Consider the following 25,073-nt stretch of genomic DNA (forward strand, 5'->3'; position numbering starts at 1 on the left):
AGTTACTTACTCTAATAAGCAGTCCAGCCAGCATCGGCCGTTATGACTGTGCCATTTACAAAACTTGAGTCATCGCTTGCCAGGAACAAAGCTACGGACGCAATATCACCTGGTTTTCCAACACGAGGATTTATCCCCAGCCCAGGCTGGATGCGCTCCATACCGAAATTGTTGACCCCTGTCATGGAATGGCTGATATTTGTTTCAACTCCTCCTGGTGCGATTGCGTTACAGCGAATGCCTTTTTGTGCATACATATAGCCTGTATTTTTTGTGAATCCAACTACGGCATGCTTGGAAGCAGTATAAGCTGCACCCGCGCGTGCTCCTTGCACTCCACCTGCAGAGGCAACGTTAATAATCACTCCTTTTTCTTTCTCTAAAAAGATAGGAAGAGCTTTACGCGTAGCGCGCATAACACTTGTTGTGTTAATGGCAAAGATCCTTTCCCACTTCTCATCTTCAATATCACCAGCAGGCTCAAAATTATCCATAATACCGGCATTATTAACAAGAATGTCTAAAGTTCCATATGTACTCACAGCCGTGTCAATAAGTTTTTGAATGTCCTCTTCTTTAGCGACATTAGCTGATACGGCTACGGCATTGCCTCCATTAGATTTAATTTCTTCAGCGGTTAAGTTGGCTCCTTCTAGGTTAATATCTGAAACGACTACCTTTGCTCCTTCTTTTCCATATAGAATGGCAATCGCTTTTCCCATTCCCGAAGCGGCCCCCGTTACTACAGCTACTTGATCTTGAAGTCTCATTTCCATTCCTCCTTTACTTTTTTAGTTGATTAAATAATGGACAAATGTTCATTATTTAATCAACATACTTATAGTATAATTACTTTTGTGTAAGCGTTTCAATCCGCAATAAGAGCTGTATTTGTTGATTAATATACAGTATGGCTCGCTAATGATGATTAATTTATTTTTTGAGCATTCGAGGTGGCTTATGTCTAATAAACAGGTGAAAGTTGACAGAAGAATTATTAAATCGAAGAAAGCACTAAAAGACTCATTACTGTCATTAATGGAGCTAAAGGATTTCAAAAAGATCACAATTACAGAAATCGTTCAGCTAGCCGATGTAAATCGAGGGACTTTTTACAAGCATTATCAATATAAAGAAGATGTATTAAATGAAATCATAGATGACGTTATTACGGATTTGATTGCCTCGTATCGTGACCCTTATAAAAATAAGAACACCTTTGACGTAGGTAAACTTTCTTCCAATGCCGTCAAAGTATTTGAACATGTAAATAACCATTCCAATTTCTATACCTTAATTGTGAATTCAAAAGTTTTATCAGGATTCCATTATAAAATATGTGATATCCTTACCACTTTAACGTTGCAAGATCTTAGTGACGATGCCTCCACTTCTACTATAAATCGTGAACTTGCAGCTAGTTATCATTCACATGCTATTTTTGGCATGATTATTGAGTGGGTGAATAGTGGATTTAAATACAGTTCTGGCTATATGGCTGAACAGTTACTGGCCATCTTGAATAAAAAACCGACTACAACTGTTTTTAATCGGAACTTAAGTGGAGTACATTTAAAGGAAGAAACAGAATAATTAAAGTAAGAGAAGAATTAGTAGAGCTACTTTCACCAAAGGTTAGAAGCTGTTTATAACTTATACGTCTGAACATACAATGAATCTAGAACAAGGGGTTATAAGTATAAATCGTCTAATAGCTGGGGGAATAATAGTTATGAAATACTGCCATGCTTGCGCGCTTGTTATCAGGCATGTTTTTTTAAAAAACAAACAGTGCAAAATTCAAATACATTTATCTTAATTAATACCCTATAAGAGCTTCTCTATCTATGGTCGCTGAATGAATACTTTATTTCTCATTAGTTGAAGAATAGGATTTGTAATGATTTTCACCAAAATATTAGAGAGATAGCTTATTAGAACTAAGGGAATTAAAGTTAATTAAAGAGAATGTGCATGCTTCTTAAATTTCCTGACAGCCCCGTATTGAGTTGAAGAGAGCTACAAAAGTATTGGAAAGATAAAATTTTTTCTTCACTTTATTAATAAAGTATCCGATATAACGTAATAAAAAGCTTAAAAAGGAGAAAGATGATGAGGTTTCTGCGAAATTTAAAGATATCAAAAAAGCTGTTGCTATTGATTATCATTTCAGCTCTAATTACGAGCATAGTCGGCATAGTCGGTTATAAAAATATGAAAGATATGGCAGAGGGATCAACAAAGATGTATACAGATTATTTGCAACCAATTGATTGGTTAGGGCAGGTAAATGCAAATAATCATGCTATCGATTCTTTTACACTGGAAGCGATCATGACCAAAGATCCTGCTAAATATGATGAACTTATGGAGAATATTAGCAAGGCGGCAAATGAAAACGATGAATGGATACAGCGGTATGAAAAATTGGATTTATATCCTGAGGAAAGACAAGGATTGAAGTCCTTTCAAACAAGTGTAGCTGGCCTTCAAAAATCGAGGCAGAAAGTGCTCGATTTAGCTGCTCAGGGTAAAGATGCGGAAGCCTATGGCCTTTACAAAAATCTGACTCAACGTCAGGAAATTAATCAAGCAATTAATGATTTGCAAAATTTCAACGAACAGTTAGCCAATAACGTGAAAGAGAAAAATAATGAGAGGATGAAAACAGCCACAGTCGTTTCAGCTACAGTTGGATTACTAGGGGTTGCTGTTTTAATCTTAATCGGATGGATAATTACTCGAATCATTGTAAATCCAATCAAACAAATTCAAACTTTAATGTCCAAAGCGGAGGATGGCGATTTTACAATCGAGGGGAATTATCGTTCTAAAGATGAAATAGGTCAGCTAGTACGATCTTTTAATAATATGATTAATGGATTAAAACAAATTATTAAAACCGTAAGTGTGACATCCGAATTGGTTGCAGCTTCCTCTGAAGAGTTGAGTGCAAGTGCTGAGCAAAACAGCCAGGCAGGAGAAAGTGTATCTACAAATATTGAAGAACTGGCGAAAGGCTCAAACCGCCAACTGCGAAGTGTGGAAGAGAGCACACGAATTATTAATGAGATGGCGGAACATGCGGAAAAAATCACTGTAAATGCTAAGCAAGTGTCACAAAAGGTTGCCCAAACTTCTGAAATGTCTTCTGAAGGAAAGCAATCGATTGAAAAGGTTGTCCAACAGATGAATTCAATCAATGAAAATGTGATGGGATTAGACGTTTCTATAAAAGGGCTGAGTGAAAGCTCAAGTGAAATTGGGAGAATTAATGAAGTGATTACAGCTATTGCCGGTCAAACGAATCTTCTTGCCTTAAATGCTGCCATCGAGGCAGCCAGAGCAGGGGAAGCAGGGAAAGGATTTGCTGTAGTTGCAGATGAAGTGCGAAAGCTTGCCGAACAATCAGCAGCATCGGCCGAGCAAATAACCAACTTAATACAAGTTATTCAAGACAATACAGGCCAAACATTGCAATCCATGAAATCTGCCGCAACAGAAGTAGAAGCAGGCTTGGGTGTAGTACAGGAAGCCGGGGAGTCGTTTGAAAAGATTGAGAACTCTATTCATGAAGTCGTTTCCCAAATTAAAGATGTTGCTGGCGCGATTAACGAATTGTCTGCGGGTACAGTACAAGTTGCTAATTCAATGAATCTAGTCAAAGATGTAGCCGAAGAGTCAGCAGCAGGTAATGAAAGCGTGTCAACAGCAACAAAAGAACAGTTAATTTCAATGGAGGAAATTTCTAAAGCGTCTACGACTTTAGCAGAAATATCAGAAGAACTCCAGCAATTGATTATGAAATTTAAAGTGTGAAGTAGCTGAATAAAAAATAACCTTTAAAAATTCTTAGATTTAATTCACTTTTAAAGGTATAACGTATAAATGGATTGAAGTATTTAACTGCTTCAATATCATCGTTAAATATGGCTTTAAGATCACGGTTGATAAGAAATCTTGTTAACCAGGATTTTTCACCTTAGCTATACTTTATTACACAAAACTCTCAATCGTTCTATTTTGCCCCTTCACTTTTAAAACCCAGCTGCCTTCACATGAGAAGGTTAGCTGGGTTTCTTATTATTTTCTTAACTAGTTGTCGGAACGAATATTCATTTTTTATTCATCTTTTTTCTATTTAATCTCATCTGTTAATTTGCCTTTTACACTTACCCGACCTGCAAAGTCAAATGTGTGGTTAAGGCTGATGACACAAGGGTTTCTGTGCACATCAATTTCGAAAAATCACACCGACTTTATATATAATTTTGCTCCTTGGAAGTCGATTTTTTTTAGCTATAATTTTTATTCAAAAAAAGATTAAAGTTGATTAGTATGATCCCATCACCATCCCGACCCAATCGATCTAGTTTCATTAGCTGTTTTTGTTGAATGGAATAAAATCTTTTATCATGAAGCTTCTAGTAAATTACTCGAATTAAAAATGAACAAGGTTTCATTTCACTATACACCCTATTTTATCCGACAAAATAGGGTAACAGCTCAATGATGAGCCGTTACCCCGATCTTCATATCTAACATTTCTCAGACTTTATCTTCTTTTTTTCTATTTTGTTCTTTGATGAATTTCCTAGCGTTTTTCATGCCACCCATACCATGAAACATGTCATTTATCTTTTCTTTTTCAATCATTTTAGAATTTAAACCTTCATACTTAGTTTCTTTTTTTAGTTTCCAATAACTTTCTAGCCTTTCAATCGATAAGACGCCATCTTTAATGGCTTTTTGCACTGCACAGTTTGGCTCGTTTTTATGTGTACAGTCATTAAATTTACAATCATAAGCAAGTTCATCAATATCAGAAAAGGATTTCATTAAATCCGCACTAATAATCCCAAGTTCTCTCATCCCTGGAGTGTCTATAACAACACCTGAATTTGGCAGCATAATCAGTTCGCGTCTTGTAGTTGTGTGTCTACCCTTATCATCAGTTCTTATCCCATTTGTATCTAATACAATTTGACCAAGCAGGCAATTGATTAAGGTCGATTTTCCAACTCCAGATGATCCTATAAACGCAACGGTCTTACCATTGGCAAGGTATTTCTTTAAGGACTGATATCCTTCATAAAAAGCACTTGTTGTAACAAGCACATCTACACCTATGGCAATAGAAGATATTTCATTAAGTCTTGCCTCTATTTCTTTACATAAATCTGATTTTGTAAGTACAATAACCGGTATGGCACCACTGTCCCAAGCAATAGAGAGGTAACGTTCGAGTCTGCGAAGATTAAAATCATTATTCAACGACATACATATAAAAACTGTATCAATATTTGTGGCAACAATTTGAATATCTTCCCTAGAACCTGCCACTTTACGTGCAAAAACACTTTTCCGTGTAAGTGTATGATGAATAATTCCGTTTCCCTGTGAATTATCCGTTCTGTCAACCATTACAAAATCTCCAACAGCAGGGTATTCAGAAAGTTCTTTTACACTATAATGAAATTTCCCAGATATTTCAGCTGCAATCTCGCCATCTTCCGTAATTACCTTATACAGATTTTTAGATTGCGAAGAAACTCGACCTACAAAAAGATCTTTATATAGTTTAGACTCCTGTATATATTCTTCAGTAAGTCCTAAATTTTTCATATCAGTATTATTCAATTTCATTTCCTCCTAAAGTTTAGATCATAACTTTTGGGAGGTTTTATGCATAATTTATTTTGCACATACCTCCCCATTTGCTACAATCTCAAAGCTCTGGTTGCTAAACATAAAAGCAACATCTCCTTTCCATTATTTATAAGCTTTACTATATCACAATGCTCAATCATTATTAATTAATTATATGAGCATAGGCTTTCTTAATTTAGGGCTAAAATGGAAAAAGAGCAATTATCCTTGTTTCTGGAAAGGCACCCGTGGCTTACTTTTGAAAATTGCTACATCTCTTTATAGATGAAATTTAGAAGAGATTGAAAAGAATGATCCTAAACTTTACGAAGCAGGATTATATTAAAAAGCCCCTCAGAATTGCTGAAATTAGCTAACTCTGAAAGGCTCTTTATTTTTTAGAGATTGCTTAGTCTTGGAAGGAGATTTTTTATTCAAAGCCAGTAACAATATCATCCCAAGAATACAGGCAGTACCAGCCCATTGAAAAAAACCAAAAGGTTCTTTTAGCCAAAAGACCGTTGTGAGAACAGCTGCTAGTGGTTCTAAACTACCTAAAAGGCTTGTTTCGGCAGGTGAAAGGCTTTGCAAACTTTCGATATAAAACCAGAATGCAATCATTGTACCGAATATGATAACGAATACTAAGTACAAATAGGCTTCTGCTGTTAAGCCTGTAAAGTCCATTTGCCAAGGTGGGTGGATAAAACTTAATGAAAAACCACCGATCGTCATGGCCCAGCCCACAATGACAAGGGAATCATATTGCTCAAGGAGAGGAACGGCGTATAAGGTGTAAAATGCTAACGATAGTCCGGATAATACGCCCCAAATGATGGCAATTGTCGGCACAGACAGGCTGGAGATTGAACCGTTCGTTAATAAGAAAAAGCACCCTCCTAAAGCAAGTGAAACAGTTAATAAATCTTGCCGCGTGAGAACAGTTTGCTTGCGCAAAATTAAGTAAATGATAATCATTACAGGCGCTAAGTATTGTAATAGTGTCGCAACAGCAGCATTCCCATATTTAATGGACACCATATAGGTGTATTGAACCGCAAGCATGCCGAGTAATCCAAAAATAATCAGTTGAACAGCTGTCCCCCTATTTTTCCAGACACCAAAAACTTCAGAACGGTCTTTTACAAAAAATTGAACTGTTAAGAGTAAAAAACCAGCGATGAGCAATCGTGTCGTTACGAGCCAATTTACATCGATTGCGTATTGTTGGAAGAGCTTCTGTGCAACTGTACCGCCAACACCCCAAAATATCGCTCCCGTTATTACGAGAAATAATCCTGTTCTTCTAGTAGGTCTATTCATGATCATTCTCCATCTTAAATATAATAATAATGTTATAATAAGTGAAAAATCGTTCTAATAATACTTAAATAGAATCAAAAAATATAAATATATTGAGGTGATTATTTGCAGATAAAAAATTTCATTGTTAATCAAAGTTTAAAAGAGCTAACTGAACATCGTACAGTTGAGTTACCGATTGCATGTTATGAAACAACGATTAAGCAAAATATACATGGCTATATACCCCTCCATTGGCACGAGGAAATTCAATTTGTTCTAATTGTTAAAGGGGAAGCAATTTTTCAAATAAATGAAGAAAGAATAGTAGTAAGGGAAGGCGACGGGCTATTTATAAATAGTGGCTGTCTGCACATGGCAGAAGAAAAGAAAAAATCCGGCTGTGTCTATATCTGTTTAAATGTTTCCCCTCATTTCGTCCTGCCACAAGAACTCTACATGAGTTATGTAGTTCCTTATATGCAAGCAACTAATTTACCTTACGTTTTTGTAGATGCAACTGAGCTTTGGGGGAAAAACATAGTAGATGCCATTTTAAAAATCAAACAGTTGATTGAGCGAAAAACACAGTACTTTGAAATCGATATAACCATGCAACTAGCATTAATTTGGAAAAATCTACTCTTTAATGGCTTTCAACCTGAATACCTTCAGACAGAAATGTTAAAGAGCCAGCGAATGAAGCAAATGCTAAATTGGATACATCTACATTATGCTGAGAAAATCATGCTAGAGGATATTGCAAGGGCTGGCCAATTGAGTCGATCGGAATGCTGTCGCTACTTCAAGCGAATTTTAAAAACTACCCCATTAAATTACGTTATAGATTATCGAATTCAAAAAAGCTTGAGTCTATTGCAACAAGCAGAATCTAATGTTACTGAAGTTGCCTATCAAGTAGGGTTTAATAGTACAAGTTATTTTATTGAGAAGTTTAAACATTCGATGAACATGACACCATTAGCTTACAAAAAATATAAAACGGACAATTATTAACTAAATTATGTTGGAGATGATTCGCTTTTCTTGTTAAACTCCCTCATCTAACAGATGCTCATTTTACTTCAAAAAGCGCTTTTCTGAAGTGACTAAAGTCTAGTTTCTCACTTATAACACCTGAGGAATTAGGCTTTTTATATTTGTATGTCCTTAACGCTGTAAATTCGCGTCTGCTTGTAGTACCCAACAGAAGCAAATCTATTAAATATGTACAAGCCATATCATTTAACAAACATTTTCTTATAGTCGAGAGGAGTGGAACTGGATTATTGTACAGATCGGGCTTAGTACGAGATTTCTTATTCCAAATGGACTTCCGTAGAAGCACCCAAAAAGAATGTTGATTATCATTCAAGTGGTACTTTAAGAGATAATTTGCTTATACAATTTTAAAAACCCGGGTATCTCTACACGAGAAGATTAACTTGGTTTCTTTATGATATACGTCCAATTACTGAGCTATTTCATGCAGCTTCTACTACTTTGGTTGTAATCGATGTAAGTTGATTGATTACGGGGACATGTTCAATTTGAGCAAATAACTGGTGAATTCTATTTTTGACATAAAAAATAACAAGAGTATAATAGGTTTTGAACGATTGTTCAAAACAGTTGTTCAAAAAATACTCAACACCTTTATTAAAAAGTGTGAAAGGGGATGAGTCAATTAAAACAGAGCAGAAGTAATGACAGAAATAAAGATGTAAGAGATCAAATCCTTCGAGCAGCAAAGCTACTATTTGCGAGAAAAGGCTATGAGGGAACAACTGTTAGACAGATTTGTAATGAGGCGAATGTTTCGTTGGCTCTTGTTTCTTATCATTTCGGAGGGAAAGAGAACGTTTTCTTTGAGATGTTTGAACCGATTAGACAACTGTTTGAGAATATGAAATATGATTTATCTGATTCATTAGGTGCACTTAAGAGTTTTTGTAGACAGTTTGTTATTTTTAGAAATGAAGAAAGTGAATTAGTTAGTATATTGCAACAAGAGTTAGTAATGAATAGTCCGAGATTAGAGATGCTGACAGATGTATTTCTTCCTTCCTGGGAGCAGCTTCGCTTAATTTTACAAGAGTGTCAGGATAAAAAAACGATCGATTTTCCATCGGTTGATGCAGCAGTTAATTTTATAATGGGAACATTAATGTATTCTCTCAATAACGCATTTTTGAACCGAACTCAATCTGAATTGTCTCCTGAACAGGTAGCAGATCTGGCTGTAAGCTTTATCATGAATGGACTACAAGCAACTTTAGAATAAGGAAAGAGGTAAGGAAAGATGAAAGCGGCAAAAATATATGGAGCAAGAGATATTCGAGTAGAAGAAGCAGAATTACCCACCCTTGAAGAGGGAATGGTAAAGGTAAAAGTTGAATACGCTGGTATCTGTGGAAGTGATATGCATGAGTATTTAGCTGGTACTTATCCAATGCGTACCCAGCCTGTTCTAGGTCATGAGTTTTCGGGTGTAGTTGTAGAAGTAGGAGAAGGAGTAACAAAGACAAAAGTGGGAGATCGGGTAGCCGTTGAACCTCTTATTCCTTGTGGAAAATGTGATAATTGCCAAAGAGGATTTGTAAATTTGTGTACGGAACGTCAAGGCTATGGGTATACGGTTTCAGGTGGATTTGCCCAATTTGCAGTGGTGAAGCAAGAAAATACTTTCCATTTACCTGAAAATATGAGTTTAGAGCTTGGTGCACTCGTTGAGCCAACAGCTGTTGCGGTTCACGCTGTCCGCCAAAGTCAATTAAAGCTCGGGGATTCTGCAGCCATATTTGGTGCTGGCCCAATAGGATTATTGTTGTTACAAGCTGTTAAAGCAGCAGGAGCAAGTGAAATTTTTATAGTGGAAGTATCGGATGAACGTCGTCAAAAGGCGTTAGAACTTGGAGCTACATATGTGCTTAACCCAATTGATACAGATGCTGTAGCGTTTATTCGTGAAAAAACAAATGGGGGAGTAAACGTTGCCTATGATGCTGCAGGCGTTCAAGCAACATTTACAAGTGGCGTAGGGTCTGTACGCCCAGGCGGTGAATTCAAAGTTGTAAGTGTGTGGGAAAAACCGGTCAATTTTGATCCTAATATGATCGTTAGAACGGAAGCGAAAATCAGTGGATCATATGCATATATTCGTTTATTCCCAGAAGTCATTCGTTTGCTTGCAAGTGGCATAATTGACGGGAATGCCGTAATTACAAGTGAGATTGCATTAGATGACATTGTTGAAAAAGGCTTCGAAACATTAACGAAAGACCGCAGTCAGTGTAAAATTTTAGTGAATATGAGCCTTTAGTTTACAAACGAGTGATTAAACTTATCTTTTGTTATGTTATCAGCTATTGCTTTACAAGAAATAGGCCTCCTGTACAGTAAATTCATATTACTGTACAGGAGGCTTTTATGATTACCGGATATGGCCGTTCTTACTGTTGCTCAAGCACCATTTGGAGGAATAAAAGGGCCGTGAAGGTGGACATCAAGGACTGGACGAATACTTAGAGGAAAAATATATTTCCATGGATATTAAAACAAATAATTCAAAGAGCAACTGTTCATTGTAAAAACATTGTGATATATAAACATAACTCTTAACATATTTTTTACGTTTTCTGCTGACGTTGCCCAATATAGACTGAATCATAAGCACTCTTATAGTGAATTGATCCCTGTCAAATAGTCAATAAAAAAAGCATAATTATGCAGCCTGGGCTCTATATTGATATAGACTCAGGTTGTTTAATTTTAGTATTGGGGATTACCTTGCTTATTTATTTCACCGATGATGTTTGCGGATACACCAACAAGTTTTTTAATTGCCCAAACGATCATTTGTATCCCGTATGTTATTTCTTAGTACTAACAGGGTTAAGCGGAGGCAACGGAATCCACCGCCCCCGAGATCAAGATGCCGAAAAAGAAAGAGAATACAAAGTATTACCTTCAATTGGGAAGAAGACTTATACGGTTGTATTTTTTGTTGGCTGTATTATGGATATGATGTTCTTAAAAATCAATGATGACAGCGTGAAACTGCTGCAACTAGCAGTCTGTGAAGCTCTTTTGCATCATAGCGGAAAAAAGAAAGACTATTCACTAGCTCAAAAGAATACTGGATTGTTTGAAAAATATGATTTTTATTTTATTATTTACGGCATGTTCAAAAAGTCATTAATAAGCCTGAGCAATTAATAAAGAAGATATGAGGGATTGATTATCGTTTTTTTGAAAAATAGGACATGGGTGCTGCGGATCGGCAGGAATCTACAATGTTGTCCACTACAATGAAGCGATGGAAGTGTTGAATCAAAAGATGAATCATATTAAAAAAGTAGAGCCAGATATCATCGTCACAAGTAATCCGGGCTGCCATTTACAGATGAAATTAGGTGCCAGGCGCATAGGGAAGGCAGAAAAAATCAAAGTTGTTCATATTGTTAAACTGCTAGCCGAAGCCTATGGGATACACTAATTCTTAATCAACGAATAAATTAATGTGAAATTTTCTGTCAATTCTAAATTAACAAATAAAGTGAAGGTGGATTAACTTGAATTTCTATACACCGTTTGCGTAATGGTTACACTATAACGGTAAAAGGAGTGAGGAGTGGTGAGACAATTACAACTTCCGGCATTTAAATTTACGGAAGAACAAAAAAAGTTTCGGAAAGAAGTACGTTCTTTCTTACAAGCTGAGAAACAAAAAGGAACATTTGACACACATGCTGATTCTTGGCTTAGCGCATATAGTGAGGAATTTTCGAAAAAGATTGGGGCCCAAGGCTGGATCGGGATTACATTTCCAAAAAAATACGGAGGGCAAGCACGCTCCTCGATTGATCGTTACATCGTTACAGAAGAGCTTTTGGCTTTTGGAGCTCCTGTTGCATCACACTGGTTTGCAGATCGTCAATCTGGACCGTTACTTTTAAAGTTTGGAACAGAAGAACAGAAGGAATTTTTCATTCCAAAAATCGTGAAAGGTGAATGTTATTTTTCCATTGGACTTTCTGAACCGAACTCAGGATCTGATTTAGCATCACTAAAAACAACTGCTGAAAGAGTGGATGGCGGCTGGATCGTTAATGGAATGAAGACATGGACCTCTGGTGCTCATCATTCGCACTACATGATCACCCTTTGCCGAACTTCTCCTCAGGATCCAAAAAATCGTCATGGGGGTATGAGTCAGCTAATTATTGATCTTAAATCTGATGGTGTAACTATTCGGCCAATTCAGTTCTTAACGGGTGAACATCATTTTAACGAAATCTTTCTTGAAAACGTGTTTGTTCCAGATAACAGAGTAGTTGGAGAAGTTGGGAATGGATGGGCACAAGGGTTAACTGAACTGGCATTCGAACGAAGTGGTCCCGAACGAATTTTAAGCACATTTCCACTGCTTGAAGAGGCGATTCGTTTATTGAAAGAAAAAAAGGATCATAGAGGTTTGATGGATGCTTCGAAACTAGTAAGCCGAATGTGGTCACTGCGTAATATGTCGATAGGGATTGCAGCTCTGCTTGAAGAGAAAAAAGATGTGAACTTAGCAGCTGCTCTAGTGAAAGATCTTGGCAACAGCTTTGAGCAACATGTAGCTGAAGTCATTCGGCTTCTTTTACCAGCGGTGCCAAGCAAGAATGCAGAAGATGAGTATGTCAGGCTGTTAGCGGAATCCATTCTACACGGTCCAGGGTTTACTATTCGCGGGGGGACAACTGAAATCCTCAGAGGAATAGTAGGAAAAGGAGTGATATCTGCATGAGTGAGATGAAATCATTTATTGAAGACACTGCTGGAAAAATTTTAAAAGACTTATCGACTAAAGAACAACGGGAACGTTTTGAAGAAGGTGAGTGGGCAAATTCACTTTGGAAAACGATTCAAGAATCCGGGCTAACATTACTTGGAATTGAAGAAGAGAAAGGTGGAGTCGGCGGGGATTATGAGGACGTTTTTGCTATTTTGCGCGTCGTTGGAAAGTACGCTGCTCCAATTCCTTTAGCTGAGGTTATATACGCCAATCAATTTCTTGCCACACATGACGGTGAGGTGGAGGATAAATTAAGAGTCGTTCATTTAGCTGAAGAGAGTTCTATGATTCAATCTCCGTATAAGTTGATGCATGTTCCATACGGAAGATATGTTGACGAAGTGGTTGTGATCCGGCAGGAGGGTCAACAAGCTTCTTATTCAATTGTGGATGTATTAACAGGTGAAATTGAGAAGAATGCCAATTTAGCTGCAGAGCCTCGTGATAACTTAACCTTTTTAAATCTAGGAGAAACAAAGAAATTAGATCTAAGTTTTAAAGAGGCTTTAGAAAATTACACGAAATTCTTAGCGCTTAGCCGTGTGGCAATGATGACAGGTGCGATGGAAAGTGTGCTCGCTTTATCTACTCTTTATGCAAAAGAGCGCCATCAGTTTGGTCGTCCCCTGCACAGGTTCCAGGCCATCCAGCATCACCTGGCTGCAATGGCGGGCGAGGTGGCTGCTGCCTATTCAGCACTTTCTGTGGCGAGTTCATTTTATCCATCAGACTTAGGGAAAGAGCAAATTGCAATGGCTAAAATCGAGTTATCTGCTAACGCAAATGTAGTCGCAAAAGCTGCACACCAGCTTCATGCTGGAATTGGGATGACATATGAACATGAACTTCATCATTTTACTCGTCGTTTGTGGTCGTGGCGTGAAGAAGCAGGAAATGAGACATATTGGGCTGATCAGTTAGCTAGTTTGTATCAGGCTCGAGAAGAAACGATTTGGGAATCGATTACTCATGTAAAAGGAGAGGAAACACATGCCGGATCTACTGTTTGAAATAAATAATAAAATTGCAACAATCACATTAAATCGTCCTGAAACACTGAATGCGTTTAGTGGTGAAATGCTTGATTTATGGATTGATTCGCTTGAGAAAGTGAGGGATTCAGATGAGATTTCTGTTTTAATTGTCCAAGGAGCAGGAAATGGTTTCTGCTCCGGTGGAGATATTAAGGAGATGATCGCTGGTAATGGATTCTACAAGTCGAATCAAGATAATGTTTCAAAAGGAATCAATCGTAAGAACTCGCTATGGAAAAAAGTGCAGCGAATTCCTCTTTTGTTAGAAGAAATCGATAAACCAGTGATTGCGAAAGTACATGGAGCGGCCTTCGGAGCAGGACTTGACATGGCTCTAATGTGTGATATTCGTTTTGCTTCGGAATCAGCCCGATTGTCTGAAAGCTATATCAAAGTAGGAATCGTACCTGGAGATGGTGGAGCGTACTTCTTGCCGCGGCTTGTCGGCCGGGATATGGCATTGCATATGTTGTGGACAGGGGAAGTGTTGACAGCAGAAGCAGCAAAAGAACGCGGGCTTGTTACATTTGTTGTACCAGATGAGAAACTTGACCAAGCAGTTGCAGACTACGCAAAAGGTTTAGCCTGCGGCCCTCAACTGGCAACGCAGCTCATCAAGCGTGCAGTCTATCAAAATAGCGAAATGTCCTTACGCTCTTCACTTGATTATATTTCATCGAAAATGGCGCTTGTCATGGAAGAGGAAGATCATAAAGAAGGTGTGCGGGCTGTCATGGAAAAAAGAAAACCGAATTTCGGGAAAAATAAAACGTCAATAAAGTAAAAGAGGTGAGTTAAATTGTTACAACCCCTGCATGATATACGTGTGCTTGATTTATCTAGAGTTTATGCGGGCCCAGTTGGAGCGATGACACTTGGAGACATGGGGGCAGACGTCATACGTGTGGAGCCGCCAGGCGGATCGGACAGTTTGAGAGAGTGGGGACCTTTTAAAAATGGAGAGAGTACTTACTACTTAAGTGCCAATCGTAATAAAAGGTCTATTACTCTTAATTTAAAAACTGAAGAAGGAAAGAAACTATTCCTAAATTTATTAGAAAAGTCAGACGTCGTCATTGAAAATTTTAAGTCTGGAACGATGGAAAAACTCGGGCTGAATTATGAAGTTTTAAAGGAAAGAAATAAGGGTATCATTGTTTGTTCGGTTACAGGATTTGGGCAGAATGGCCCTCTAGGTTTATTGCCCGGATTTGATCCAGTCATACAAGCGATGAGTGGGTTGATGGATGTCACGGGCGACCCAAATGGTGAAGCGACAAAAGTAGGGATTCCGATCGCGGATATTATTACTTCGGTTTATGTGGCATTAGGCATAGTAGCTGCAATAAGGCAAAGAGATCTAACGGGAGAAGGCCAATATATCGACATGTCTTTGCTGGATGTTCAAGTATCGAGTATGGCCAATGTGGCGACTGCTTATTTAAATACTGGAATGATTTCTGTGCGGAAAGGCAATCAGCATAATAATGTAGCACCCTATCAATTATTCCAAACAGCTGATTTTCCCATCATGATATGTGCAGGGAACGATCACTTATTTCGAAAGTTATCTCACGCCTTGGAGCATCCAGAGTGGGGCAGTGATGAACGCTTTTTAACAAATAATGATCGAAAACAACATGAAGATGAATTAGTTCAGCTTATTGAGGAAGTATTAGCGACTAGGATATCAAGTGAATGGGTTGAAATTATTTCAAAAGCTAAAGTTCCTGTTGGACGTGTTAATAATATTCAACAGGCATTGGAGCAAGATCAAGTAATCGCTAGAGGAGGAATTGAAACAGTTCCTCATGCTACGGGAGAGGTAAAGCTGCTGGCCAGTCCGCTACGGCATAGCGGGTTAAATATTCAAACAAAACTTGGCCCGCCGACGCTAGGTCAACACAATCGGGAGGTATTTGAAGAACTTCTTCGAATAGGGAAAGAAGAACTTTCAGTTTTGTCAAAAAACAATGTAATATGAAGAGAGTTAGTATGAAAAGAGGTGCTCTCAATGGAAAATGAAAGTTTTAAAAGTAATTATTCGACGTCTTTGGTTCACTATTGTTTTTTGAGTGCAAACGCATTTAAACCGATATAAAATAAACCACTTTAAAGAGCCTTTCTATAATAAAATGTAGCAAGGCTCTCATATTTTTATATCATAATTAAATAACCTTTATTAGCTCTTTATACAATGGTTAGTTAGAAGAATAAATATAAAAATCAAACTGTGCAAAATTCAAATTAAATTTAAGTAAAACTAGCAAACAGGAGCAATAATTCTCATTAAAAATCAAAAAGATCACTCATTCATATAATGGTCAATTTTGCATCGAATAGCATCTCTCTATGAGAAATTAAATTTCGATGCAAAATTAGCCTTCTCTCAGCATCCTAAAAGCAAAAAATAACTTTACTTTGTCTAGGTTTGACAAGGTCATCTTTAACACCTATCAGTGACATAGCTTCTCTAACATCAATATCACAAAGGTATGACGGACCCAATAGCGCTGTTTTTTTGAATCCTTTCCGGCTAAATCCACTGCTTCTTCCACGATCTTATAAAACGCGTATACCTTAATTGCTTCTTTTTATGACGAGTTTCTTCCTATTATATATAGTCTCCTAAAATTCCATCTTTCCAGTCATGAACAGCATGTTGCTCACGTTCGAATATTTTCTCCAGATAGATCATGGTCGTTTCGATTTTTTCATGACCCAGGCTTCGCATAATTTTATAAATATCTGCACCGGCTCTTCTCGATATAATGGCAAAACTGTGCCGGAATGTATGAGCGGTGATCCTACAGCTCCGATTCTGCAGGAAGGGCAGATCCGTCCGTTCAATCGCCTTTCCTAAATATTGAGCGAGATAAGAGGGAGAGAAAGCCTTTCCGGTACTGGTGGGGAAGAGAGGCGAATTATCGTTCTCCGAAAAATGAGTATCCAAGAGTCTAGCTTCTCTGTAACGACGAATGCTTTCCACCACTTTTGGTTTCAGGGGAATAGAACGGTGTTTGTTGCCTTTCCCCCACACGGATAGATAATAACCACCGAATAAGCTGTCATATTTTATATCAGAAACTTTTAGTTTACATAACTCTTCATTTCGTAAACCTGTTGCGACCAGAATATGCATAAGGCCAAAAAGAACCGGGTGATTTTCACGTTTAAAATAATCCAGCAGCTGGACGACCTCGTTTGGCCCTAAGTCTCGATTAGGTCGGTCTTCTTTTCGGACTGTGGCGCTGAGCAATCCCTCATGGACGGCTTCTTTAATATATCCCGACCGGTGAAGGAAAGAGAAGAAGCTTTTCCAAATCACGGTTTTCCGGGCAACGGTTGCTGGGGAATAAGGACCCTTTTCTACAACATGAGGGCTCCGCTCCACTACCCACGCTTGATATCTCCTTAAATGCCGCTTGCTCAAACTTTTGAACAAGGACCCTTCAATGATTCTTTCAATATCAAGATCCATTTCATCTGCATACCGAAGCATGTGTTCGATCATCATAGTAAGTTCCCGCTGATACTCCTTGATTGTTCTCTCAGATTTGTTTTTCTTTTGGTCGATGTTTGTTTGCTGATACAGGAAGTAAGCCAGCATATCCCTATCATCAAATTGGGAAAAAGGCGCTTCTCCCTGTTTTTCAGACTGTTCCTTTATCTGAAGCAATAAAGAGTAGTCCATATCTTCAGAGTTCTTGAAAAGAGTCAATTTATTTTCAGACATAGATAATGGTTTCATTATGTACTTTTTCCTCTTTTCGTTTTTATTTATTTTATTTTAAAATATATGTTTTTTATCTATCTATAATTATAATCCTGTTTTATAAATGATTCAAAAGAAAGTCATTTTCTGATACATATAAAAAAATATTCTCTTTGTTTATATATCAGTTATCTATGTTCTTTTGATATTTTTATAATTATCATTTTTATAAAAGATAAATTATTTTATTGTTTTTAATTATATAAATTGAAATGAACAAAATTAGAAATTATAATTAAAATAATGGAAGAAACATAACTAATTGAAAAGAATGTTTTTTAAAAAAGATTAGTAGTAACTTCAAATAGAGATACCTAACTATACATAGAAGAGTAAGTTTACGAGATAGGCACAGCAATCCATCAAAGAAAGAGGGAAGAAAATGACAGAAGAAAAAAAGTATTATACGACCGAGGAAGCAGCAAAGATGCTCAACAAGTCGAAAGCTACCATCTATAACTATATCCAGAAAGGCCTATTAGTCCCGCTTCCAGACCATAAATGGAGAATGCTGAACACACGAGTATTCCCAAAAGAGCAAGTAGAGGAACTGGCAAGAAAACAGGAGAAAAAATTAGGACTCACCACAACAGAGGCTGCGAAATTCCTGGGCGTTTCACGCTCTACGCTGCATAAGCTCGTGAAGGAGGGAACCATTCCAGCTGTACAAGGAACATACCGTGGCCGGCAGATTTTTTATATTAACCAGATAGATCTCGAGCAGTTCGCAGGCGAAAATGCTGCTTATCTTCAATCCGAGCGTTTAAAAAGACGGCACTATTATGATAAGGAGAGAAACATCGCTTTCTTCCAGAAGTTCTCGACGAAAGCGGGAAGAGAAGCCCGGCTGGTATTCGATTCAGATGGCAGATGGGCATTCTTATTTCCAGATACGCATGAGATTAAATCTTATGAGGAAGGAATGTTCAAAGAGGAACTGGAATCTTCTTATGAACTGAATTACGGAAAACCGAACACGGGACCGGGATTTTTAAAAATGGTTTTGCCCGCTAAGCATCCATTAACGATGGAGTTTTTTGATATGGTCTACCAGCAGTATGAACTTTCGAATCTACTGCTTCATTTTGACCCAACTGATTACGATACCTTGAATGACGTGGAAATCCATTTAAAGAAAACCGTTCTGAAAGAAGTGCCCGAGCACCTTTTCCACTTCCTAGACAGGTATGTCACCAAAGGTTCTCTTCTCTACGACCAGGAAGGCTACCTTTTTATTGAGACGGATATGGAGACGCTTACGATTTCACTCCCAAAAAATATGAAAGAAAAAATCAAAAAGAAAGGAGAAAGAGAAGGAATCAGCATGCAGGAGGTTGTATTACGAATCCTTGCAGAAGGAATTGGGAAAAGTAATGTTTAGTGGAGAGGAAAGTCTTAAGTGATTTAAGACCGTGGTCTTGTCATGTCATGTTTCTCTGCTATCCAAGTAATAAAGGGAGTGCTCAGTTGGCCCTACCTTTTAAAATAACAATAACATTTTTATATAAATCAAAGATAATACCTAATTATCTTTGATAATCAAATTTCAAAAAGTCAAGCCTAACCGAACCTGAGTAACGGAGAAAGTTCCACCCACTGCTCCATTACCCACTGACCCATAGGATGTTGAAGTTATAGCAAGTCTCTAAACAAAAAATAATCTCTTTGGAAAATGAATTAACAAGTATGAAATTTTTTTCATAACTTTCAAATCCTTTCTTATCAAAAAACCACTATTATAGCCGTACATTTTTTGTGTGTTTTCATGATAAAATAATAGCTATATTTAAGTTATTGGGTGAAAGATAGGTGAAGAAGTTTGGAATCAAAAAATTATAAAAGTTTCGTGACATTAATTAATGAGATAGACACGAAGCAACATACGCAACGTGATAGGGGAACACTATTTGAATTATTAATTATTGCATATTTAGAAAATGAACCGATGTACACCCGGGTTTTTGAAAAAATTTGGAAATTAAGTGATGTTCCAGCTGAATATAATATTCCTAAAAAAGATACAGGTGTAGATTTAGTAGCAAAAAAACGAGAAACAGGAGAGTTGGTAGCCATACAATGTAAATATTATTCCCAAGATACTGTCATAAGAAAAGCACACATTGATTCATTTTTAAATGAGGTCGGAAAGAGCTATTACTCTGAAGGAATCATTGTCACAACAACCGATAAATGGAGTGCAAATGCAGATGACGCTCTGAAGTTCCGAGACAAAATTATTATGCGTATCTCATTGGCGGATTTACAAGAAAGTCAAATTGATTGGTCTGCTTATTCATTTAACAATCCAAAACAAGTTAGGCTGCAAGGCAAAAAGACTCCTCGCTCTCACCAGGTACCAGCCATCGATGCTGTGCTTGAAGGTTTTAAGAACGCTGATCGCGGAAAACTAATCATGGCTCCTGGTACAGGGAAAACTTATACATCCATGGCCATTGCTGAAAAAATGGCTGCTGAAAAAAATGGAGTATTCAAAGTCCTGTATCTGGTTCCGAGTATTCAATTATTATCACAAACACTACGGAGTTGGAATGCCGATACTAACTATAAGATGGATTCCATCGCAGTGTGTTCGGATAGAAAGGTAACGAAGGAAAAAGGCGAAAGTGAGCTAGAAGACATTGCAGCTGCAGATATAGGCTATCCAGCTACTACAAATACTGAAAAGCTGTTAGAATATCAAGAACGTATTGAAAATAGTGATGATTCAGGAACCTTCTTGACAGTCTTCTCGACATATCAATCAATTGACGTAATCATTGAAGCCCAGAAAAATGGTTTTTATCATTTTGATCTAGTTGTTTGTGATGAAGCGCATCGTACTACTGGTGCAACGAAACTTAATAGTGAAGCTTCTGCTTTTACAAAAGTACATAGTGATGACAATATCAAGGCTTCTAAGCGTCTCTATCAGACTGCAACACCACGGGTATACGGGGAAGACGCCAAAGAGAAGGCAGAAGAAATGTCTGTTTTGATTGCAGACATGAGCGATCCCGAGATTTACGGAGAAGAATTTTATCGTATCGGATTTGGTGATGCAATTCGTAAGGACATTCTAACTGATTACAAGGTAATGGTTCTAGCTGTAGATGAAGAAGTCATTGCTCGCAAATTTCAACAGATGTTAGCGAATAAAGAATCTGAATTAGAATTTGATGATTATACGAAAATTATTGGGTGTTGGAACGGGTTAGTAAAAAGAAAGAGTCATTCAGACGAAACACTTGGTGCTCCAATGAAACGTGCAATTGCATTTACAGGTACAATTCGTGAATCAAAATTGATTACAGATATGTTTGCTCACGTAGTAAATCAATATCTTAATCAAGATGATGAAACAAGTAAATATGGAATTGAAATTGACCATGCAGATGGTTCAATGAATGCTTTAGAAAAGAATAAAAAAATTAACTGGTTAAAGTCAGAAGTACCTGATAATACCTGTCGTATTTTATCAAACGCACGTTTCTTAACAGAAGGTGTAGACGTTCCTGATTTAGATGCTGTAATGTTTTTAAAACCTCGTAAATCTAAAATTGATATAGCTCAAGCGGTTGGACGTGTAATGCGTAAATCAGAAGGAAAAGACTACGGTTATGTTATTTTACCTATAGGCGTACCATCTGGAAAAGATGCACATGCGGTCCTTAATAATAACGATAAATATCGAGTTGTATGGGAAGTATTAAATGCATTACGCTCTTTGGATGAGCGCTTTGATGCAACAATTAATAAATTAGAATTAAATAAAAAGAAACCAAGCCAAATTCAAATTATAGGCGTGGGTGATGCTCCGGAAGGTGGAAAATTAAAAGACAGCCATGGCAACGAACAGTTGGCGATGGAGCTGTCAGAAGAAGATTGGTCAGATTTAGAACGCGCTATTTACGGTAAAATTGTTAAAAAAGTGGGTAATGTACGTTATTGGGAAGACTGGTCAAAAGATGTTGCAGAGATTGCACAGCAACATATGTTACGTATACGAGTTATGCTTGAAGATACAGAGAGCGAAGTATATACTGAATTTCAAAAATTTGTTGAAAGTCTACGTTACAACATTAATAACTCAATTTCTGAAACACAAGCGATTGAAATGTTAGCACAACACTTGATTACAAAACCTGTTTTTGAAGCATTATTTGACTCTTATAGTTTTGTTCATAATAACCCGGTATCTAAAGCGATGGACTCTATTCTAAGTATTTTAGATGAACAGGGATTAATGAAGGAACAAGAGAGATTAAATGACTTTTATGATAGCGTTCGGGTTCGTGCAGAAGGCATCGATAATTTAAAAGCAAAACAAGATATTATCATTCAGCTGTATGACAAGTTCTTTAAAGTTGGATTTAAAGAAACAACAGAACGTTTAGGCATTGTATTTACACCTGTTGAAGTTGTTGATTTTATCATCCATTCAGTGGATGACGTATTAAAAAAACATTTTGGCAAATCTTTGGCAAGTAAAGGAGTACATGTACTTGATCCATTCACAGGAACAGGGACATTCGTAACACGCTTATTACAAAGTGGTCTAATTCCTAAGGAAGATTTACTAAGAAAGTACACACAAGAAATTCATGCGAACGAGATTGTTTTATTAAGCTATTACATTGCTGCTATCAATATAGAAGAAACTTTTCATAGTATTTACGGAGGAGACTATCTTCCTTTTGAAGGTATTGTACTTACAGATACTTTTGAGAGTACAGAAACAAAGGATTCTTTTATAAGTGAATTATTTAATGAAAACAATGAGCGTTTAAAGAAGCAGCAAGAGAATCCTATTTTTGCTATAATTGGAAACCCTCCATATTCCTCTAAACAGCGAAGTAATAACGATAATTTACAAAATATCAAGTACTCAAAATTGGATAAATCCATTGAGAAAACATATGTAACACATTCTACAGCTACTAATAAACAAGTTCTATATGATTCTTATGCTCGTGCTTTCAGATGGTCTTCAGATAGAATCGGTGAAAATGGAATTGTAGCTTTCGTAAGTAATGGTTCTTTTATAGATGGTGCAGCTGCGGATGGTATGCGCTATTCATTATATGAAGAGTTTAATGACATTTACATAGTTAATTTGCGTGGAAACCAGAGAACATCAGGTGAAACTTCTAGAAAAGAAGGAGGGAAAATATTTGGTTCGGGTTCTCGGACCACTGTTGCAATAGTAATTATGGTTAAAAATAGCAGTAAAGATTCTTGCAGTATTCATTACAAACAAGTAGATGATTATTTAACTCGAGATCAAAAATTGGAGACATTAAGTTCATGGAAAACAATTTCCAACATAGATTTTGCCTCAATTGTTCCCAATGAATATAATGATTGGACTAATCAAAGAGTTGATAAAGAAAATACGGTGGACATTGGTAATAAAAAAGATAAAGAAAAAACCACAGTATTTACAACGTATTCAAGAGGTATAGCTACTGGACGTGATTCTTGGGCATACAATTTTTCAAACAGAGATTTAATTCAAAACATAAATCGGATGATTGATAATTATAATGATGGTATAGAAAAGGGATTAACTCAAGAACAATTGACATCACCAACCCAAATAAAATGGACTAGAGGACTAATTTCAAACTTCAAGAATAAGAAAAAGTTGAAATATGTGAAAGAAAGAATATTTATTAGTTTATATCGACCGTTCACTAAAAAACACCTCTATTTTGAAAACTCATTATTAGACATGCAATATTTGATGCCTAAGATTTTTCCAAATCCAGCATCTAATAATAAAGTAATTATGATGCCAGGAAAATCTGGCACCAAAGAATTTTCTTGTTTGGTCACAGATACAGTTTCAGATTTGAATTTATTTTCTGGTGGTGCACAGGGATTTCCATATCTCGTTTATGATGAAAGTGCAGATTTACTATTTGGAAGTACAAATGCATCTGCGATTAGCCAAAATTATATAAAAACCTGGAAAGATCAATATGGAATAGAACTTTCAAATGAGGATGTATTTGCTTATATTTATGGAGTATTACATTCCAAAGAATACATTGAAAATAATAAGAATGAATTGCAAAAAGGATTGCCGACAATTCCTTATTTAGCTAACTATAATGAATTTATAGAAATTGGAAGCAAGCTTATTGATCTCCATATTAATTATGAATCAGTTACACCATACAGTAATATTGAAATTAATTCTAAACCTAATCCCTCATTTAAAGTAACTAAAATGAAGCATCCAAAAAGAAATATGCTTGATACCATTCTATATAATGAGGATATAACAATTTTTAAAATCCCTGAAAGAGCATATGAATATGTTGTGAACGGTCGTCCTGCAATTGAATGGATTATTGATCAGTACCAAGTTAAAAAGGATAAGACATCAGGTATTATTGATGATCCGAATGATTATTCCGAGGATGAAAAGTATATTTTTAATTTGTTACTCCGTATTATTAATGTATCTGTTCAAACAGTTGACTTAGTCAATAGTTTACCAGCATTAGAAATAAAAGAACCAATAGAATAAGCTAGGTAATATTAAAAAATCAATTTTGTCTCATAAAAATCACCCTGATTTCAAAGTCAAGGTGATTTTTTTGCTACAAACAAAAGAGGAGATTATTTAACTTATTAAAAAGTACGGAATAAATTCAGATGAGTTAAGAAAAGTTAAAAATATACGGTGTACGAAAGTTGGATTAATGACGAAATTGTATATATAGGTAGTGGAGTCTGGTACAGGTGTGGAAGATACATTAACAGAAGGGACTCGGTATATAAGCAACTTATGATCGAAGATAAAATCAATTATAAGTTTTGGATTTAAGTCAATAATTTGGACACGAAAAAGTTAAGTCTTAAGCTGCTCTTGTAGCCTTGTCTTCAATAGTTTGTTCGATACTGCTGTGGCTTCTATTTCGGTTATACCATCCTTCTATAAACTGAAACATAGCCAACTTTTCTACCCAATAGTCCGTGTATTGCGCATGATAAACTCTTCTTTCTTTAATATGGCGTGAAACGATTCTATACAGGCATTACTATAAGGATATCCTTTCTGGCTGAAAGACTATTTTTCCGTTCATAACAGATAATCATTAAGTACTTTTAATTTGAAAGAGTGATATAGCGATGTTAATTGGAACGGAGTTTTTTATGATACTAGAGCTACATCAATTAGGCTGGTTTAAGTCAGCAATAGCACAAGAAACCAATTTTGACAGAAAAACAATTCTTTAGTATTAAAAAAGCTTGAAGATAAACTAGATTCATTTAATCCCTGTTTACGTTAGCGAACTCAGAAGAGAACAATTAACCATGCTATACAGTTGGAAGAGATGAACAGTTTTTATGAGAGGTAATAACACTGGTATCTGTTACCAATAAAAATAGGAAGTTCTTAAGTGTACACATTTAACCTTTGGCTATGAGATGGAGTGTACGCTTGTTTGGTTTGCTTCCAGAA

Annotated in this window: 17 protein-coding genes and 1 pseudogene; 13 read left to right on the forward strand and 5 right to left on the reverse strand. The window is 36.6% G+C overall.

The window, feature by feature from the left end; translation table 11 throughout:
- Nucleotides 1-11: 11 nt before the first annotated feature.
- Nucleotides 12-770, reverse strand: a complete 759-nt coding sequence (locus ACH0BF_RS18160) for an SDR family oxidoreductase (protein WP_340856598.1) — start codon at nucleotides 768-770, stop codon at nucleotides 12-14.
- Nucleotides 771-960: 190 nt separating this feature from the next.
- Here ACH0BF_RS18160 and ACH0BF_RS18165 point away from each other — a divergent pair, with 190 nt between their 5' ends.
- Nucleotides 961-1,593 carry a TetR/AcrR family transcriptional regulator gene (locus tag ACH0BF_RS18165; protein ID WP_340856597.1) on the forward strand — a complete coding sequence of 211 codons (633 nt, stop codon included), beginning with the start codon at nucleotides 961-963 and terminating at the stop codon, nucleotides 1,591-1,593.
- Between the two features lie 519 nt (nucleotides 1,594-2,112).
- Entirely contained in the window at nucleotides 2,113-3,819 is a 1,707-nt protein-coding gene (locus ACH0BF_RS18170; RefSeq protein ID WP_406909954.1) for a methyl-accepting chemotaxis protein, read from the forward strand.
- A 729-nt stretch (nucleotides 3,820-4,548) separates the two neighbouring features.
- Here ACH0BF_RS18170 and rsgA read toward each other — a convergent pair.
- Nucleotides 4,549-5,646, reverse strand: a complete 1,098-nt coding sequence (rsgA, locus tag ACH0BF_RS18175) for a ribosome small subunit-dependent GTPase A (protein ID WP_406909955.1) — start codon at nucleotides 5,644-5,646, stop codon at nucleotides 4,549-4,551.
- Nucleotides 5,647-6,018: 372 nt separating this feature from the next.
- Complete coding sequence (locus ACH0BF_RS18180) at nucleotides 6,019-6,972, reverse strand: DMT family transporter (RefSeq protein ID WP_406909956.1); 954 nt, start codon at nucleotides 6,970-6,972, stop codon at nucleotides 6,019-6,021.
- Nucleotides 6,973-7,077: 105 nt separating this feature from the next.
- Here ACH0BF_RS18180 and ACH0BF_RS18185 point away from each other — a divergent pair, with 105 nt between their 5' ends.
- From ACH0BF_RS18185 to ACH0BF_RS18225, 9 genes are all read left to right on the forward strand, one after another.
- Nucleotides 7,078-7,968, forward strand: coding sequence for an AraC family transcriptional regulator (locus ACH0BF_RS18185; RefSeq protein WP_340856593.1), 891 nt, complete (start codon nucleotides 7,078-7,080; stop codon nucleotides 7,966-7,968).
- A gap of 661 nt (nucleotides 7,969-8,629) precedes the next feature.
- Nucleotides 8,630-9,235, forward strand: coding sequence for a TetR/AcrR family transcriptional regulator (locus ACH0BF_RS18190; RefSeq protein ID WP_406909957.1), 606 nt, complete (start codon nucleotides 8,630-8,632; stop codon nucleotides 9,233-9,235).
- A gap of 18 nt (nucleotides 9,236-9,253) precedes the next feature.
- A complete protein-coding gene (locus ACH0BF_RS18195; protein WP_406909958.1) occupies nucleotides 9,254-10,273 on the forward strand; it encodes a 2,3-butanediol dehydrogenase in 1,020 nt (339 codons plus the stop codon).
- Nucleotides 10,274-10,677: 404 nt separating this feature from the next.
- Nucleotides 10,678-11,169, forward strand: coding sequence for a hypothetical protein (locus ACH0BF_RS18200; RefSeq protein ID WP_406909959.1), 492 nt, complete (start codon nucleotides 10,678-10,680; stop codon nucleotides 11,167-11,169).
- A gap of 40 nt (nucleotides 11,170-11,209) precedes the next feature.
- Nucleotides 11,210-11,449, forward strand: a complete 240-nt coding sequence (locus ACH0BF_RS18205) for a heterodisulfide reductase-related iron-sulfur binding cluster (RefSeq protein WP_406909969.1) — start codon at nucleotides 11,210-11,212, stop codon at nucleotides 11,447-11,449.
- Nucleotides 11,450-11,587: 138 nt separating this feature from the next.
- On the forward strand, nucleotides 11,588-12,742 hold the full coding sequence (locus ACH0BF_RS18210) for an acyl-CoA dehydrogenase family protein (RefSeq protein ID WP_340856586.1): 1,155 nt from the start codon (nucleotides 11,588-11,590) through the stop codon (nucleotides 12,740-12,742).
- Nucleotides 12,739-13,800 (forward strand): acyl-CoA dehydrogenase family protein, encoded by a 1,062-nt coding sequence (locus ACH0BF_RS18215; RefSeq protein WP_406909960.1) that lies wholly within the window; start codon nucleotides 12,739-12,741, stop codon nucleotides 13,798-13,800. The genes ACH0BF_RS18210 and ACH0BF_RS18215 overlap by 4 nt, the downstream gene beginning before the upstream one ends.
- A complete protein-coding gene (locus tag ACH0BF_RS18220) occupies nucleotides 13,781-14,608 on the forward strand; it encodes an enoyl-CoA hydratase/isomerase family protein (protein ID WP_406909961.1) in 828 nt (275 codons plus the stop codon). The genes ACH0BF_RS18215 and ACH0BF_RS18220 overlap by 20 nt, the downstream gene beginning before the upstream one ends.
- Nucleotides 14,609-14,623: 15 nt before the next feature.
- Nucleotides 14,624-15,808, forward strand: a complete 1,185-nt coding sequence (locus ACH0BF_RS18225; protein WP_406909962.1) for a CaiB/BaiF CoA transferase family protein — start codon at nucleotides 14,624-14,626, stop codon at nucleotides 15,806-15,808.
- A gap of 630 nt (nucleotides 15,809-16,438) precedes the next feature.
- On the opposite strand, the gene ACH0BF_RS18230 is transcribed toward ACH0BF_RS18225, so the two are convergent.
- On the reverse strand, nucleotides 16,439-17,575 hold the full coding sequence (locus ACH0BF_RS18230) for a tyrosine-type recombinase/integrase (RefSeq protein ID WP_406909963.1): 1,137 nt from the start codon (nucleotides 17,573-17,575) through the stop codon (nucleotides 16,439-16,441).
- A gap of 406 nt (nucleotides 17,576-17,981) precedes the next feature.
- Here ACH0BF_RS18230 and ACH0BF_RS18235 point away from each other — a divergent pair, with 406 nt between their 5' ends.
- On the forward strand, nucleotides 17,982-18,980 hold the full coding sequence (locus tag ACH0BF_RS18235) for a helix-turn-helix domain-containing protein (protein WP_406909964.1): 999 nt from the start codon (nucleotides 17,982-17,984) through the stop codon (nucleotides 18,978-18,980).
- 438 nt (nucleotides 18,981-19,418) lie between these two features.
- Nucleotides 19,419-24,134, forward strand: coding sequence for a DEAD/DEAH box helicase (locus ACH0BF_RS18240; RefSeq protein ID WP_406909965.1), 4,716 nt, complete (start codon nucleotides 19,419-19,421; stop codon nucleotides 24,132-24,134).
- Nucleotides 24,135-24,465: 331 nt separating this feature from the next.
- Here ACH0BF_RS18240 and ACH0BF_RS18245 read toward each other — a convergent pair.
- Nucleotides 24,466-24,677: pseudogene (locus ACH0BF_RS18245) on the reverse strand (integrase core domain-containing protein); the annotation flags it as partial.
- Nucleotides 24,678-25,073 lie beyond the last annotated feature (396 nt).

It is taken from the genome of Pseudobacillus sp. 179-B 2D1 NHS (assembly GCF_045370945.1).
Taxonomy (GTDB): Bacteria; Bacillota; Bacilli; order Bacillales; family Domibacillaceae; genus Pseudobacillus.